This window comes from Ancalomicrobiaceae bacterium S20, assembly GCA_040269895.1.
Lineage (GTDB): Bacteria > Pseudomonadota > Alphaproteobacteria > Rhizobiales > Ancalomicrobiaceae > Methyloraptor > Methyloraptor flagellatus.
Map to the genome: position 1 here is coordinate 1,032,265 of CP158568.1, position 15,426 is coordinate 1,047,690.

General features: G+C 70.4%; 12 protein-coding genes and 1 pseudogene. 8 read left to right on the top strand and 5 right to left on the bottom strand.

Going from position 1 to position 15,426, the window contains the following annotated elements:
• Positions 1–507 precede the first annotated feature (507 nt).
• The 8 genes and pseudogenes from hypA (at position 508) to ABS361_05065 (ending at position 9,574) form a co-directional block, all read left to right on the top strand.
• Positions 508–849 (top strand): hydrogenase maturation nickel metallochaperone HypA, encoded by a 342-nt coding sequence (gene hypA, locus ABS361_05030; protein ID XBY46813.1) that lies wholly within the window; start codon positions 508–510, stop codon positions 847–849.
• The gene (hypB, locus tag ABS361_05035) at positions 849–1,799 is read left to right on the top strand and encodes a hydrogenase nickel incorporation protein HypB (protein ID XBY45642.1); all 951 of its coding nucleotides are present in this window, start codon (positions 849–851) and stop codon (positions 1,797–1,799) included. The genes hypA and hypB overlap by 1 nt, the downstream gene beginning before the upstream one ends.
• A gap of 4 nt (positions 1,800–1,803) precedes the next feature.
• Positions 1,804–4,137, top strand: a complete 2,334-nt coding sequence (hypF, locus tag ABS361_05040) for a carbamoyltransferase HypF (GenBank protein ID XBY45643.1) — start codon at positions 1,804–1,806, stop codon at positions 4,135–4,137.
• Between the two features lie 17 nt (positions 4,138–4,154).
• Complete coding sequence (locus ABS361_05045) at positions 4,155–4,397, top strand: HypC/HybG/HupF family hydrogenase formation chaperone (protein XBY45644.1); 243 nt, start codon at positions 4,155–4,157, stop codon at positions 4,395–4,397.
• On the top strand, positions 4,394–5,557 hold the full coding sequence (hypD, locus tag ABS361_05050; protein ID XBY45645.1) for a hydrogenase formation protein HypD: 1,164 nt from the start codon (positions 4,394–4,396) through the stop codon (positions 5,555–5,557). Before ABS361_05045 ends, hypD begins: the two co-directional genes overlap by 4 nt.
• Positions 5,554–6,614, top strand: a pseudogene (gene hypE / locus ABS361_05055) (hydrogenase expression/formation protein HypE). The gene hypD and the pseudogene hypE overlap by 4 nt, the downstream one beginning before the upstream one ends.
• 121 nt (positions 6,615–6,735) lie before the next feature.
• Positions 6,736–8,190, top strand: a complete 1,455-nt coding sequence (locus tag ABS361_05060) for a sigma-54 dependent transcriptional regulator (GenBank protein ID XBY45646.1) — start codon at positions 6,736–6,738, stop codon at positions 8,188–8,190.
• Positions 8,180–9,574 carry an ATP-binding protein gene (locus tag ABS361_05065; protein ID XBY45647.1) on the top strand — a complete coding sequence of 465 codons (1,395 nt, stop codon included), beginning with the start codon at positions 8,180–8,182 and terminating at the stop codon, positions 9,572–9,574. The genes ABS361_05060 and ABS361_05065 overlap by 11 nt, the downstream gene beginning before the upstream one ends.
• 94 nt (positions 9,575–9,668) lie before the next feature.
• Here the strand turns inward: ABS361_05065 and rpmG are convergent, their stop codons facing one another.
• The 5 genes from rpmG to rnr all read right to left on the bottom strand — a co-directional run bounded on the left by rpmG (position 9,669) and on the right by rnr (position 15,332).
• Complete coding sequence (gene rpmG / locus ABS361_05070; protein XBY45648.1) at positions 9,669–9,836, bottom strand: 50S ribosomal protein L33; 168 nt, start codon at positions 9,834–9,836, stop codon at positions 9,669–9,671.
• Positions 9,837–10,085: 249 nt separating this feature from the next.
• Positions 10,086–11,279, bottom strand: a complete 1,194-nt coding sequence (locus ABS361_05075; protein ID XBY45649.1) for an MFS transporter — start codon at positions 11,277–11,279, stop codon at positions 10,086–10,088.
• Between the two features lie 258 nt (positions 11,280–11,537).
• Positions 11,538–12,332 carry an NUDIX hydrolase gene (locus ABS361_05080; protein ID XBY45650.1) on the bottom strand — a complete coding sequence of 265 codons (795 nt, stop codon included), beginning with the start codon at positions 12,330–12,332 and terminating at the stop codon, positions 11,538–11,540.
• Positions 12,333–12,385: 53 nt separating this feature from the next.
• The gene (locus ABS361_05085; protein ID XBY45651.1) at positions 12,386–12,862 is read right to left on the bottom strand and encodes a DUF983 domain-containing protein; all 477 of its coding nucleotides are present in this window, start codon (positions 12,860–12,862) and stop codon (positions 12,386–12,388) included.
• Between the two features lie 160 nt (positions 12,863–13,022).
• A complete protein-coding gene (gene rnr / locus ABS361_05090) occupies positions 13,023–15,332 on the bottom strand; it encodes a ribonuclease R (protein XBY46814.1) in 2,310 nt (769 codons plus the stop codon).
• Positions 15,333–15,426 lie beyond the last annotated feature (94 nt).

Consider the following 15,426-nt stretch of genomic DNA (forward strand, 5'->3'; position numbering starts at 1 on the left):
GCGGTGATCGCGGCGCTCGGCACCGATCTCGCCTTCGCGGCCCGGCCGCATCTCGGCGGGCGGGCGCCGGAGACCGGGCCGGCGGCGCGGGCCGGGGTCTCGGCCGCGGACCGGGACGCGGCGCGCGCCGCGCGGGTGGCCGAGGTCCGGGAGGCGATCGACATCCTCGCCGGCGGTGCGTCGGACCTCGCGGCGGCGACGGTACAGGACTGGATCCGGGCCGAGCGCCTCGGTGACGCTACGGGTTTCGCCGCAGTGGAAACGCCCCGGGGCCGATTGCACTATCGGCTGGCCGTCGGGGAGGGCGGCGGCTCGGCGAGGCGCGCGTGCTGGCGCCGACCGAATGGAATTTCGCGGCCGGCGGGCCGCTGGTCCGCAGCCTGGTCGGCCGGCGGACCGATGCGATCGCCGCCGAGGCTGCCGGCGATCTCGCCGCGGCGATCGAGGCGCGCATCGCCGCCTTCGACCCTTGCGTCGCCTTCGCGCTCACGATCCGGGACGGTCGCCATGCATGAGATGTCGCTCTGCGAGAGCGTGGTCGGGCTCGTTGAGGAGGAGGCGCGCAAGGGCGGCTTCTCGAAGGTCCGCACCGTCGTGCTCGAACTCGGCGCGCTCGGCCATGTCGAGCCGGAGGCGATGCTGTTCTGCTTCGAGGCGGTCGGGCGCGGCACGATTGTCGAGGGCGCGCGGCTCGACATCGTGCGCGTGCCCGGCGCGGGCTGGTGTCTCGACTGCGGCAAGACGGTGCCGCTCACCGAACGCTTCGGCGCCTGCCCGGACTGCGGCCGGCACCGGGTGCAGATGACGGCGGGCGACGAATTGAGGCTCAAGGAACTGGAGGTGGAGTGATGTGTACGGTTTGCGGCTGCGGCACCGAGACGATCGAAGGCCGGGCGCTCGGCGAGGGGCGGGGCCACCACCATCACCACGGTCACGATCATCATCATGACCATGGGCATGACCATGCTCACGATCACGATCATGGGCACGACCACGCGCACGACCACGATCATGGTCACGACGACGACGGTCTCGTCGTCCGTCCCGGCCATGTCGACGGCGGTGCCGGCATCGCGGGCGTGCACGTGCCGGGCATGGGTCAGGAACGGATCGTCCGCATCGAGCGCGACATCCTGTCGAAGAACAACGGCTATGCGCGCGAAAATCGCGCGCTTTTCGCCGCCACCGGCACCTTCGCGCTCAACTTCGTGTCCAGCCCCGGCTCGGGCAAGACCACGCTGCTCTGCCGCACGATCGAGGATCTGAAGGCGACGTTCCCGATCGCGGTGGTCGAGGGCGACCAGCAGACCTCCAACGACGCCGAGCGCATCCGCAAGACCGGCGTGCCGGCCGTGCAGGTCAACACCGGCAAGGGCTGCCATCTCGATGCGCATATGGTCGGCCACGCGCTCGACGATCTGCCGATCGACGGCGGCGGGCTCTTGTTCATCGAGAACGTCGGCAATCTGGTCTGCCCGGCCGCCTTCGATCTCGGCGAGGCGCACAAGGTGGTCGTGCTGTCGGTGACCGAGGGCGAGGACAAGCCGGCCAAGTATCCGGACATGTTTGCGGCTGCCGACCTCATGCTCATCAACAAGGCCGATCTGTTGCCGCATCTCGACTTCGACCTCGGCGCCTGCATGGCGGCGGCGCTCAAGGTCAACCCGCGCATCCAGATCCTGACCGTGTCGGCCAAGACCGGCGAGGGCCTGCCGGCCTTCTATGCCTGGATCGAGGCCCGTGCGGCCGCGGCCGCCTCGGCGGCGGCTGCGGCGCGCGGCCGGTCGAAGAGCGCGTGACCCGATGACCGCGCCGGCGCCCTTCGCGATCGGCCCCGATACCCGGCGCGTGCGCGTCCGGGTCAGCGGTGCCGTGCAGGGCGTCGGCATGCGGCCGTTCGTGCACCGGTTGGCGACCGACTGCGGCCTCGCCGGCTTCGTGCGCAACGGCGCCGACGGCGTCACGATCGAGGTCGAAGGCGCGCGCGTCGCGGCGTTTCTGGCGCGGCTCGGCGCCGAGGCGCCGCCGCTCGCGCGCATCGACCGGCTCGCGGTGGAGGCGATCGACGAGGTCGCGGGCGAGGGCGAGGCGGCCGGTTTCGCGATCCTGGAAAGCCTCGACGGTCCGGTCGCGACACGGATTCCGGCCGATGCGGCGACCTGCGCGGCTTGTCTCGACGAATTGTTCGATCCGGCGAGCCGGTTCTTCGGCTATCCCTTCGTCAATTGCACCCATTGCGGCCCGCGCTACACGATCACGCGGCGGTTGCCTTACGACCGGCCGCAGACGTCGATGGTCGGGTTTCCGATGTGCCCGGCTTGTGCGCGCGACTACGCCGATCCGGCGAACCGGCGGTTCCACGCCGAGCCGATCGCCTGTCCCGCCTGCGGGCCGCGGCTGACGCACGATGTCGCGACGATCGCGGCGGCCGTGCGGGCCGGCCGCATCGTCGCGCTGAAGGGCATCGGCGGCTTTCATCTCGTCTGCGACGCCACCAACGAGGCGACCGTCGCCGAGCTTCGTCGCCGCAAGGCGCGCGACGCGAAACCCTTCGCGGTGATGGTCGCCAATGCGGCCTCGGTGCCCTTCGTCGCGCAGGCGACCGCGGCCGAGATCATGCTTGCGACGGACCATGCGCGGCCGATCGTGGTGATGGCGAAAAACCGAGAGGAAGCCGATCCGCTCGCCGCCTCGGTCGCGCCGCGGCTGACGCGGATCGGCGTCATGCTCGCCTATGCGCCGGTCCATCATCTCCTGTTCGCCGCGCTCGCCGACGGGCCGCTCGCCGGCCACGATGCTCAGGCCCCGAATCCGATCGCGCTGGTCGCGACCTCGGCTAACCCCGGCGGCGAGCCGCTGGTGGTCGACGACGCGGACGCGGCGCGCCGGCTCGGCGGCATCGCGGACCTGATCGTCGGCCATGACCGGCCGATCGCGATCCGCGCCGACGACAGCGTCGTGCAGGTGATCGCCGGCGCGCCGGCCTTCCTGCGCCGGGCGCGCGGCTATGTCCCCGAGCCGATCGAACTCGCCGAGGACGGGCCGTCGGTGCTGGCGCTCGGCGCGCATCTGAAGGCGACCGTCACGGTGACGCGCGGCCGCGAGGCCTTCGTCTCGCAGCATGTCGGCGATCTCGACACGGCCGAGACGGTGCGGTTCTGGCGCGAGACCATCGCGCACCTGACGGCGATCGTCGGCGTGACGCCCGAGCGCGTGATCTGCGATCTGCACCCGGACTATCGCTCGTCGCAACTGGCCGAGGCCTTCGGCGCGCCGACCTTGCGCGTGCAACACCACGCGGCGCATGTCGCGGCGATCGCGGCCGAGCACGGTCTCTCCGGCCCGCAGATCGGCCTCGCGCTCGACGGCCATGGGCTCGGCGCCGACGGCGGCGCCTGGGGCGGCGAGATGCTGTTGGTCGATGGTGCGGATTTCCGCCGGCTCGGCCATCTGGAACCCTTGGCGCTGCCGGGCGGCGATCGTGCGGCGCGCGAGCCCTGGCGCATGGGCGTCGCGGCCCTGCACGCGCTCGGGCGCGGCGCGGAGGCGGGCCGCTTCTTCGCCGGCCGGCCGCTCGCCGGTCCCTTGGCCTCGCGGCTCGCGGCCGGCGCCGAGACGATCACGACGACCTCGCTCGGTCGCCTGTTCGATGCGGCCGCGGCGCTCATCGGCGTCGCCGATGCGCAGGCCTATGAGGGACAGGCCGCGATGGAACTGGAAGCGCTGGTCGAGCGGCCGGTCGCGCTCGACGGCGGCTTTGCGATCGATGCCGGCGTGCTGTCGTTCCGGCCGCTGCTCGGTCGCCTCGTCGCGGAGCGGCCGGATGTGCGCGCTGGCGCGGCGCTGTTCCATGGCACGCTGATCGAGGGCTTGGCCGATTGGGCGGCGGCAGGCGCGGCTGCGGCCGGGCTCGATCGAGTGCTCCTCGGCGGCGGCTGCCTGATGAACCGCGTGCTCGCGGAAGGTCTCGTCGAGGCGCTGGGCCGGCGCGGATTGATTCCCGTGCTCGCCCGGCGCCTGCCGCCGAACGACGGCGGACTGTCGCTCGGACAGGCCGCTATCGGCATGACCATGACGCGCAGGACGATGCAGGAGCGGGCCGGGGTGTCGGACACGGCCGACCGGCTGGACGGATAACAAGAGGGGGAAATGCCATGTGTCTCGCCATTCCGGCGCTGGTGACGGCGGTCTTGCCGGACGCCCAGGCCAAGATCAGCCTCGACGGGGTCGTCAAGACGATCTCGGTCGCGCTGGTCGCGGACGTCGTCCCCGGCGACTACGTGATCGTCCATGTCGGCCATGCGCTGTCGAAGATCGATCCGGAGGAGGCCGAGCGCACGCTCGCGCTGATCGCCGAGATCGGCACGGGTCACTCGAACGCGGAGGTCGCGGCATGAAATACGTCGACGAATATCGCGACGGCGCGCGTGCCGCCGAGATCGCCGAGGCGATCGCCCGCGAGGTCCGGCCGGACCGGTCCTATGCCTTCATGGAGTTCTGCGGCGGCCACACGCATGCGATCTCGCGCTATGGCATCGAGGATCTGCTGCCGGCGAACGTGCGCATGATCCACGGTCCCGGTTGCCCGGTCTGCGTGCTGCCGGTCGGCCGGATCGACGACGCGATCCGGCTCGCCCGCCGTCCGGAGGTCACGCTCGTGACCTACGGCGACCTGATGCGCGTGCCGAGCTCGAAGGGCGGGAGCCTGCTCAAGGCCAAGGCGGCCGGCGCGGACATCCGCATGGTCTATTCGTCGCTCGACGCGGTGAAGATCGCCGAGAAGGAGCCGGACCGCGAGGTGGTGTTCTTCGCGATCGGCTTCGAGACCACGACGCCGCCGACGGCGGTGGCGCTGAAGATCGCGATGGAGAAGGGGCTCGAGAACTTCTCGATCTTCTGCAACCACGTGCTGACGCCGGTCGCGATGCGCACGATCCTCGACACGCCGGCCGCGCCGGGCGAGCCGCCGATCGCCATCGAAGGCTTCGTCGGGCCGGCGCATGTCTCGACCATCATCGGCATGGAGCCCTATCGGGAGTTCGCCGAACAGTATCGCAAGCCCGTGGTCATCGCCGGTTTCGAGCCGCTCGACGTGATGCAGGCGATCCTGATGCTGATCCGGCAGGTCAACGAGCAGCGCGCCGAGGTCGAGAACCAGTATATCCGCGCCGTCACCCGCGCCGGCAATGTCACGGCGCAGACGCTGTGTGAAGACGTCTTCGAGCTGCGGGACGAATTCGAGTGGCGCGGCCTCGGCGTTGTGCCGAAAAGCGCGCTCAAACTGCGCGATGCCTTCGCCTTCTATGATGCCGAGAAGCGCTTCGCGGTCGAGACCGTCGCGGCCGCCGACAATCCGGCCTGCGAATGCGGGCCGATTCTGCGCGGCCAAAAGAAGCCGGCCGACTGCCGGCTGTTCGGCACCGCCTGCACGCCGGAGACGCCGATGGGCGCCTGCATGGTCTCGTCGGAGGGCGCCTGCGCGGCGCACTGGACCTACGGCCGGTTCCGCGAGCACCAGAAAGGCGCCGAGAAGGCGCCGCTCCGGAGGGCGTCATGAACGCGCGGGCGCCGATCAAGGCGCATCGCCGCAAGCTCGATCTCAAGAACGGCCGCGTCGACCTCAGCCACGGTTCGGGCGGCCGGGCCATGGCCGATCTGATCGCGGGCATCTTCCGCGACGCCTTCGCGAGCGACCTGCTCGAACAGGGCAACGACCAGGCGGTGTTCCCGACGCCGAAGGGTGGCCGCATGGCGATGACCACCGACGGCTATGTCGTGTCGCCGCTGTTCTTTCCCGGCGGCGACATCGGCTCGCTCGCGGTCCATGGCACGGTCAACGACCTCGCCATGGCCGGCGCGGTGCCGCTCCATCTCTCGGCGAGCTTCATCATCGAGGAGGGCTTTCCCTTCGCCGATCTGAAGCGCATCGCCGACTCGATGGGGGCGGCGGCGCGCGCGGCCGGGGTCGCGATCGTGACCGGCGACACCAAGGTGGTCGAGCGCGGCAAGGCCGATGGCGTGTTCATCTCGACCGCCGGCATCGGCGTGGTGCCGGACGGGCTCGATCTCTCGGGCGACCGCGCGCGGCCGGGCGACGTCGTGCTGGTCTCCGGCTCGATGGGCGATCATGGCGTCGCGATCATGTCGAGCCGGGAAAATCTCGAGTTCGAGACTGCGATCCTGTCCGACAGCGCGGCGCTGAACGGCCTCGTCGCGGCGATGGTCGCGGCCGCCGGGCCGCATCTCAGGCTGATGCGCGATCCGACCCGCGGCGGGCTGGCCGCGACGCTCAACGAACTGGCGCACCAGTCGGGCGTCGGGTTCCGGATCGAGGAGGCGGCGATCCCGGTCAAGCCGGAGGTCGCGGCGGCCTGCGAACTGCTCGGGCTCGATCCGCTGTTCGTCGCCAACGAGGGCAAGCTCGTCGCCGTGGTGGCGCCGGAGGGGCGGAGGCCCTGCTCGCGGCGATGCGCGCGCATCCGCTCGGGGCCGAGGCCGCGATCGTCGGCACGGCGGTCGAGGACGACCAGCGCTTCGTCCAGATGACCACCGGCTTCGGCGGCGGGCGCATCGTCGACTGGCTGTCGGGCGAACAGTTGCCGCGGATCTGCTAAAGCTTCGGCAGGAACGGACCATCGCGTCCGTTTCGCCGATCGGAATGACCCACTCTTCGGCTTCCGCGCGCGATGTTCCTCCGGGATCGCGCGCGCTCCGGGGAGAGCGGCGGGAGGCAGCGTGACCGAACATCCGACCGTCCTCGTCGTCGACGACGAGGTGCGCTCGCTCGAAACGCTCCGGCGCGTGCTCGGCGACGAGTTCGCGGTCATCGGCGCGCGCTCGGCGAGCGAAGCGGAGACCGTGCTCGCGGGCGAGATGGTGCAGGTGATCCTGTGCGATCACCGCATGCCGGGCGAGACCGGCGTCTCGTTCCTACGCCGGGTGCGCGACACCTGGCCGGATCCGGTGCGGATGATCATCTCGGGCTATACCGAGAGCGAGGACATCATCACCGCGGTCAACGAGGCCGGGATCTACCAGTACATCACCAAGCCGTGGGATCCGGACGGGCTGATCGAGCGCGTGCGCGAGGCCGCGCAGCTGTTCCGGCTCCAGCGCGAGGCGGGGGGCGCCGCGGCCGACACCAAGCCGACGCCGGCCAATCTGCACAGCCGGGTGGTCGAGAAGCGGCGCATCGAGCGCGGCCGCTACGAGTTCGAGCGCATCGTGCATGCGCCGTCGAGCCCGGTTGCCGATGTCATCTCGCTCGCCCGGCGAGCGACCGACTACGACATCTCGGTGCTGATCACCGGCGGCTCGGGCACCGGCAAGGAACTGCTCGCGCGCGCGATCCATTACGGCTCGCATCGCGCCGACAAGCCGTTCGTGGTCGAGAACTGCGGCGCGCTGCCGGACGAACTGCTCGAGAGCGAGCTGTTCGGCTGCAAGAAGGGCGCCTTCACCGGCGCCTATCAGGACCGGATCGGCCTGTTCGAACTGGCCGACGGCGGCACGATCTTCCTCGACGAGATCGGCGAGACATCGCCGTCGTTCCAGGTCAAGCTGTTGCGCGTTTTGCAGGAGGGCGAGATCCGGCCGCTCGGGGCGCAGCGGCCGCGGCGGGTCGACGTGCGCGTCATCTCGGCGACCAACCGCGACCTGCTCGGCGAGGTCGCGGCCGGCCGGTTCCGGCGCGACCTCTATTACCGGCTCGCGGCGTTCCCCGTGCATCTGCCGGATCTCAAGGATCGGCCGATCGACCTGCCGCTGATCGCCGAGCGGCTGCTCGGCGAGGTCAATCGCGCCTTCGATCGCCGCGTTGCGGGCTTTCGGGCCGAAACGCTGGCGGCCATGGCGGCCTATCCATGGCCGGGCAACGTGCGCGAACTCGCCAACGAGATCCAGCGCATGGTGGCGCTCTCCGACGACGACGGGCTGCTCGGGCTCGAGCTCTTGTCGCCGCTCGTGCGCGGCCTGTCGCCGGTGGCAGGGGCGCCGCCCTCGGCCGCGCCGGCCGGCGGCACGCTGAAGGACCGCGTCGAGGCTCTCGAACGGGCCGCGATCGACGAGACGCTGCGCCGGACCAGTGGCAACATCTCGCGGGCGGCGGAGGAGCTGGGGCTGTCGCGGGTCGGCTTGCGGGCCAAGATGGAGCGCTACGAGCTGCGCCGGGATTGGGTGGATGACGACTGACCGAAGCGATCGCCGCACCGCTGCCGCGCCGGATCCGTCGGACGGACCCGCGCGTGGCGATGCGCGTTTCGCCGATCCGTTGCGGCTGGCGCTGCCGGTCGACCGGCTCGCCGAACTCGACGGCGAGCGCGAGGCGATGTGGATCGACGTCATCGGCCGCATGGAGGAGGTCTATTCCGATCTCCTGCGCTACGAGACCGATCTCGAAGCCAAGAACGCCGAGCTCGAAGAGGCGCAGGCGTTCATTTCCGGCGTGATCGCCTCGATCTCGGACATTCTGATCGTCGTCGATGGGGACGGCCGCATCCTGCAGGTCAATCCGGCATTCGAACGGCTGGTCGGCGCGACCGAGCCGGCGCTGGTCGGTACCTCGCTCGCCGAGCGGCTGGCCGGGGCGGATCGGCCGAGCGGCGCGGCACTGGCCGCCGGTCGATCGGGCGATTTCGAGCTGAGCTTCGTCGCGGCGGACGGGACGTCCACGGACCTGTTCGCGGTCGCTGCATCGCCGCGGCTCGACCATGCCGGCCGGCGCGCCGGCGCCGTGGTGACGGGACGCCCGGTCGGCGAGCTCCGGCGCGCCTACGAGGCCCTGCACCGGGCGCACACCGACCTGCAACGGGCGCAGCGCAAGCTGGTCGAGCAGGAGAAGATGGCGAGCCTCGGCCGCCTGGTCGCCGGCGTGGCGCACGAGCTCAACAACCCGATCAGCTTCGTCTGCGGCAACATCCATGCGCTCGACCGCTATCGGCAGCGGCTGACGCGCTTTCTCGACGATCTGGCACGCGGTGGCGATCCGGCCGAACTGCGCCGACAGCACCGGATCGACGCCATGGTCGAGGATCTGCCGTCGCTGATCGACGGTACGCTCGAAGGCGCCGGCCGCGTCTCGGAGATCGTCCGCAACCTGCGCCGGCTGTCGTTCAGCCGGCCGGGCGAACATGCGGCGGTCGATATCGCGCGGGTGGTGCGCAACGCCGCGCATTGGGCCGCCAAGGCGCGCGGCGGCGCGGCGCGCGTCACGGTCGAGGCGCCGGAGGAGGCGATCGTCGAGGGCCAGGAAGGCGAGCTGCACCAGGTGCTGGTCAATCTGGTCGAGAACGCGCTCGACGCGGTCAAGGGCGTCGCCGAGCCGGCGGTCGACGTGCGCGTGGCCCTGCTGGACGACACGGTCGAGATCGCGATCGTCGACAACGGGCCGGGTATCGATCCGCGCCATGCCGACAAGATCTTCGAGCCGTTCTTCACCACTAAGACGGTGGGCGAGGGGACCGGGCTCGGCCTCTGGATCTCCTACCTGATCGTCCGCCAGCACGGCGGCGAGCTCGTCTGCGAGCCGACCGCGCACGGGGCGCGATTCTCGTTCCGGCTTGCGCGCTCGGCCTGAACGGCGTCGCGGATCGGGCTGGAGGCCAATAAAAAAGCCCCGGAGGACCGGGGCTTTTGCGTTCCGAGGTCGGCCGTGACCGGCCGGGCCAAAATCACTTGATCTTGGCTTCCTTGAACTCGACGTGCTTGCGCGCGACGGGATCGTACTTCTTGACCGAGAGCTTCTCGGTCATGGTGCGCGAGTTCTTCTTGGTCACGTAGAAGTAACCGGTGTCGGCGGTCGACACGAGCTTGATCTTGATGGTGGTCGCCTTGGCCATCGTCTTCGTTCCTCAAATGCGCCCGAAGGGTCGAGCCTCGCGGCGGCCTCCGGTGTCCGTCGGCGTCGCTGCGCCTCGGGATGGGTCTGGTGATTCTGGCGCCCGCCATCAACAGAACGACCCGCGGTGTGCCGCGGGCCGGATGAGCGTGCGTTCGTCGGCGATCTTCTCGCGGATCGCGGCGCGAAAGTCAAGGTCGACGACGCGCTCGACCGGGCGGTCGGCGCGCCGGCGGCCCGGCATTTTCGCTCAGCGGCGCCGGCGGACGAGATCGCCCGCCACGACCGCGAGATAGAGGCCGAACAGCGCCGCCATGACCACCGCCGCGCCGTGCGGGCGCCAGAGGTCGAGGCCGGCGCCGATCGAGGGCGGGCCGATCAGGATGCCGACCGCGTACATCATGACGAAGGCGGCGTTGGCCGAGGCCAGATCGGCGCCGGAATAGCGCGCGCCGAGGTGGATCAGGCCGACGGTGTAGAGCCCGGCCGTGACGCCGCCCCAGACGAACAGCACCGCGATCAGCAGCCACGGCGATCCGGCGACGGTCGGGATCGCGGCCGCGCCGAGCACGCCGACGGCGGCGCAGGCGGCGAGGATCTTGCGCCGGTCGATCCGGTCGGACAGGAGGCCGATCGGGATCTGGAACAGCACGTTGCCGAAGGCGACCGCGGTCACCAGGAGTGCTGCGGTGGTCTCGTCAAAGCCGAGCCGCAGACCATAGACCGGCAGGATGGTCATGCCACCCGATTCGACCGCGCCGAACGAGAAGGCGGCCAGCGTCGCGACCGGCGCACCGACCACGAAGCCGATCACCGAGCGCTGCGGCGCTTCCTCCAGCACGGGGATGGCGTTCAGCACCACCAGCGCCGGCAGGATACCGAGCGCGAGCACGAGGGTGCCGACCGCGAAGGGCGCGAAGCCGTGTGCGCCGACCGAGGCCAGGATGATAGGACCGACGCCGAGGCCGATCGAAAGCACGGTCGCGTAGATGCCCATGATCGCGCCGCGCCGATGCGCCGGCGACAGCGAGTTGAGGCCGAATTCGGACAGGACGAAGCTCGCGGTCAGCCCGAAGCCGAGCAGGATGCGCAGCGGGAACCAGAGCCAGAACGCCTCGGCGAAATAGAAGGCGAGGAAGGTCGCCGGCGTCAGCGCCAGCGAGGCGATGAGCAGCCGGCCGGTGCCGATCCGGCGCGCGAGCGGGGCGACGAGCGGCGTCACCACGATCGAGGCGAGGCCGCCGAAGGCGGTGTTGATGCCGATCCAGGTCGCGTCGATGCCGCGGGCTTCCAGCACGAGCGCGAGCAGCGGCATGCCCAGGCTGACGCCGGTGCCGACGGTGGCGACGGTCGCGATCATCGCGCCGAGGATCACGGCCTGGGCGCGGTCGAGCCTGCCGTCGGCAGTCGAGCCTGCCGTCTTGGTTGCCGAAACGCCGGTCATGATCATCTCCATCACCCCCTGCCGCTGCGATCCTCCGCCGCGATCGCCCGGCGGATCTGCACCGGTCGAGGTCACGTCGAGTGCCGCCGGGCCGCCCGGTGGGGCGCGGCGAGGGGAGGCATGATCTAGGCCGGTGACAGGCAAATGTCACCGGCAGCCGGGTGCGAATGGTGCATTTCGGCCATGCGGAGGGTATCAGACGCGACTTTTCGGGCGATCAACACCCCGAAAGTCATGTCGAAGCCCGATTTCCGCCGCTCAGACCTCGGCGCGGCGAAAGCCGTTGCCGACCCACTGATAGAACGGGACCGGCGTCTGGGGCGCGAGCTTCGGGTCGCGGGCGAGGCGGGCGACCAATTCGTCCATGATCGTATGCGTGATCGGCGGCAGTTGCGACTTGGCCTTGGCCTCGTCGAAGGTCACCCAGGCGACGTCTTCGAGCTCGCCCGACGGGCCGGTGCCCTCGGGCAGCGTCTCGGCGATCGCGTCGGCGAAGACGGCGAAGAAGCGGGTGTCGAAGCGGCGCGGCCGCTTCGGCGGGGTGATGGCGCGCGCGACCAGTCGGAACGGCGCCAGGCTCGGCGCGACGCCGCGCTCGACGAAGGCGGCGAACTCGCCACCGAGCCGCGGATCGGCGGCGGCGCCCTTGGTGCCGACGAAGACGCCGGCTTCCTCATAAGTCTCGCGGATCGCCGCGACCGCGAAGGCGCGGGCGCGCGAGGTCGTCTTCGGCCCCTTCATCGCGTGCGAGACCTTGGCCAGCACGTCCGGATGATAGTCCTCGGCCACGGGTACAAAACTGTCGCCGCGGTCTACGCGGCCGCCGGGGAACACATAGGCGCCGGGGAAGAACTTGTGGCGCATGTGCCGGCGGCCCATCAGCACGCGCAGCTCGCCGCCGGCGACGCGATCGAGGATCAGCAGCGTCGCGGCGTCCTTGGGACGCAGATTGACCGCCACCTTGTCGCGCTCGACCGCATTGAGGCGCTTCAGACGCTCGTCGAGCGCCTGAGCATTGGATCCGGAAGCGGGCGCGTCGGTGGTATCGGTCATCGGCGTTTCCTTCGTCTTCTCTTATTGTTGTGGGTGTTTCTTGATATCCCGAATCAGCCGACCGTGCGCACGGCCGCCGCCGGCTTCGGCTCGGGCTCGGGCGCGGCCTCGCCGGCGTTCGGGTCGAAGCCGTGCATGTAGAGCGCCCATTGCAGCGCCACGACCGCGCCCTTGATCGGCCGGAGCAGAACCAGCGTCAGGGCGAGGGTCAGCGGCAGCCAGAGGATCCAGTGGATCCACATCTCCGGGTGCCAGGCCTGTTCGACCAGCAGCATCGCCGGCACGATGATGTGGCCGACGACCATGATGGTCAGGTAGGGCGGGAAATCGTCGGCGCGGTGGTGGTAGAGCGGCTCGTGACAGGCGTCGCAATAGGGCTTCACGGTCGTGTAGCCGTCGAACAGCGCGCCTTCGCCGCACTTGGGGCAGCGGCAGCGGAAGCCGTGCTTCAGCGCCGTCCAGACGTCGCGCTTGGGCAGCGGGATGTCGCCGCCGCCCGCCGTGCCGCCTTCACCGTAGATCACGTCCATGCGTCCCTCCTCGGGGATGAAAGCGGCGGATGGCACACCGCGCGCCCGACCCGGCTGGATCGGCGCGGCCGCCTTGCGCACGCTTAGGATTTGGCCGGAATGCACCCTGGTTCCGTCCGGGTGTCGTCCTGCCTCAAAGATGGCGGTTCGGCGCGCACGATCAACCTCTACCGCGTTTTGCGCCCGATCCGGCACGCGACGGGGTGCCGCGCTTGCCGGCCGAGCCGCCGCCGCCCTTGGGCCGGGTCGGTCCGCGGCCGCGACCGCCGCCGCGACCGGTCGCGCCGCCGCGGCCGAAGCCGAGGTCGCGGCGCTGGTTGGCCGGCTTCTCGAAGGCGCCCTCCGACAGCATCTCGAAGCGCAAAGCCCCGGCGAAGGGTTGTGCCTCGACGAGCCGCACTTCAACGGCATCGCCGAGCCGGTAGGTCTCGCCGGTGCGGCTGCCGACCAGCGCATGGGAGACCTCGTCGAAGACATAGTAGTCGTCGCCGATGGTCGAGGCCGGAATAAAACCGTCGGCGCCGGTTTCGTTCAGGCGCACGAACAGGCCCGACTTGGTGACGCCGGCGATGCGGCCGCGGAACTCCGCGCCGATCCGGTCCATCAGCCAGCGGGCGATCAGCCGGTCGATCGTCTCGCGCTCGGCCGCCATGGCGCGGCGCTCGGCGGCGGAGATCTCCGCGCCGATGCCTTCCAGCTTCTCGTCGAGCGCTTCCGGCAGGCCGTCGTTGCCGAGCCGCAGCGCCCGGATCAGCGCACGATGCACGATCAGGTCGGCATAGCGGCGGATCGGCGAGGTGAAATGGGCGTAGCGCTTCAGGTGCAGGCCGAAATGGCCGATGTTGACCGGGTTGTACTCGGCCTGCGCCTGCGAGCGCAGCACCACCTCGTTGACGAGGCCCGCGCGCGGGGTCTCGGCGACCCGGGCGAGGATGGCGTTGAAGTTCGCCGGCTTGATGCCGCCCTTGGCGCCGATCTTCATGTCGATCGTGGCGAGGAAGTCCTTCAGCGCCTCGAGCTTCTCCGGGCTCGGCGCATCATGGATGCGATAGAGCAGCGGCGTGCGGAACTTCTCCAGCGTTTCGGCGGCGGCGACGTTGGCCTGGATCATGAATTCCTCGATCAGCTTGTGAGCATCGAGGCGTTCTGGGACGATCACGCGGTCGACCGTGCCATCGGATTTCAGCAGGATCTTGCGCTCGGGCAGGTCGAGGTCCAGCGGCTCGCGGGCGTCGCGGCCGCGCTTCAGCGCGGCGTAGGCGGCCCAGAGCGGCCTCAGCACGCCCTTCAGCAGCGTCTCGGTCTTGTCGTCGGTGCGGCCGTCGATGGCGGCCTGGGCCTGCTGGTAGGAGAGCTTGGCGGCCGAGCGCATCATGATGCGGTGGAACGTGTGGTCCTTCTTGCGGCCGTCGGCCGCGAAGATCATGCGTACGGCCATGGCCGGGCGATCGACCTTTTCCTTCAGCGAGCAGAGATTGTTGGAGATCCGCTCGGGCAGCATCGGCACGACGCGATCGGGGAAATAGACCGAGTTGCCGCGATGCAGCGCCTCGCGGTCGAGCGCGGAACCGGGGCGCACGTAAGCCGCGACGTCGGCGATCGCGACCGTCACGATGAAGCCGCCGGGATTGTCCGGGCTCGTGTCGGGCTCGGCGTGGACGGCGTCGTCGTGGTCCTTGGCGTCCGGCGGATCGATCGTGACAAGGGCGAGGTCGCGCCAGTCCTCGCGGTTCTTCATCGTCGCGGCCTCGGCCGCCTCCGCCTCGGCCATGACCGAGACGGGGAAGACGTGCGGGATGTTGTGGGTGTGCAGCGCGATCTCGCTGACGGCCTTCTCCGAGGCCATCGGGCCGATCACCTCGCGCACCCGGGCGCGCGGCAGGCCGAGGCGGCTCGACGAGACGACGTCGAGCGCGACCAGGTCGCCCTCGCGAGCGTCCTTCAGGTCCGCCTCGCCGACGACCAGTTCCTTCGATTTCTTGTCGACCGGCACGATGCGGGCGCCGCCGGGCGCCAGACGCACGATGCCGAGGGCGGCGGCCGGCTTCTTGTCGAGCACGCGGATGATGCGCACCGCGTAGCCGACGCCCTCGGGCAGATCGGCGCCGCGTTCGGTGCGGCGGACCAGCAAGCGGTCGCCGACGCCGGCGGTCGGCGTGCCGTGGCGGCGACGCTCGCGATCGTCGACGATCAGCACGGTCGGGGCGGGGCCGTGCTCCTCCTCGTCCCATTCATCGGGGGTCGCCAGCAGATCGCCGTCGGCGTCGCGGCCGGTGACGTCGCAGACGAAGACTTCCGGCAGTTCGCCGGCCCGGATCAGCCGCTTGCGGCGTGTCTCGAGGATGCCTTCGCCCTGGAGCTCCTTCAGCAGCCGCTTCAACGCGACCTTGGCCGCGCCCTTGATGCCGAAGGCGCGCGCCAGTTCGCGCTTGCCCGCCTCGCCGGGGTGCTCGGCAATGAAGGCGAGCACCTGTTCCTTGGTCGGCAACTGGCCGGGAACGCGCGGGGTGGCGGAAGGCGGAGACTTCGGGCTGCGTGGCAAGATCGGGCGTCCTGTTTTTCGT

Bases quoted from the DNA above. Each gene is read 5' to 3' on its own strand.
- ABS361_05085 (XBY45651.1), bottom strand. From the start codon at position 12,862: ATGGACGTGATCTACGGTGAAGGCGGCACGGCGGGCGGCGGCGACATC.
- ABS361_05045 (XBY45644.1), top strand. From the start codon at position 4,155: ATGTGTCTCGCCATTCCGGCGCTGGTGACGGCGGTCTTGCCGGACGCC.
- ABS361_05065 (XBY45647.1), top strand. From the start codon at position 8,180: ATGACGACTGACCGAAGCGATCGCCGCACCGCTGCCGCGCCGGATCCG.
- rpmG (XBY45648.1), bottom strand. From the start codon at position 9,836: ATGGCCAAGGCGACCACCATCAAGATCAAGCTCGTGTCGACCGCCGAC.
- hypF (XBY45643.1), top strand. From the start codon at position 1,804: ATGACCGCGCCGGCGCCCTTCGCGATCGGCCCCGATACCCGGCGCGTG.
- ABS361_05080 (XBY45650.1), bottom strand. From the start codon at position 12,332: ATGACCGATACCACCGACGCGCCCGCTTCCGGATCCAATGCTCAGGCG.
- ABS361_05075 (XBY45649.1), bottom strand. From the start codon at position 11,279: ATGACCGGCGTTTCGGCAACCAAGACGGCAGGCTCGACTGCCGACGGC.
- hypB (XBY45642.1), top strand. From the start codon at position 849: ATGTGTACGGTTTGCGGCTGCGGCACCGAGACGATCGAAGGCCGGGCG.
- hypA (XBY46813.1), top strand. From the start codon at position 508: ATGCATGAGATGTCGCTCTGCGAGAGCGTGGTCGGGCTCGTTGAGGAG.
- hypD (XBY45645.1), top strand. From the start codon at position 4,394: ATGAAATACGTCGACGAATATCGCGACGGCGCGCGTGCCGCCGAGATC.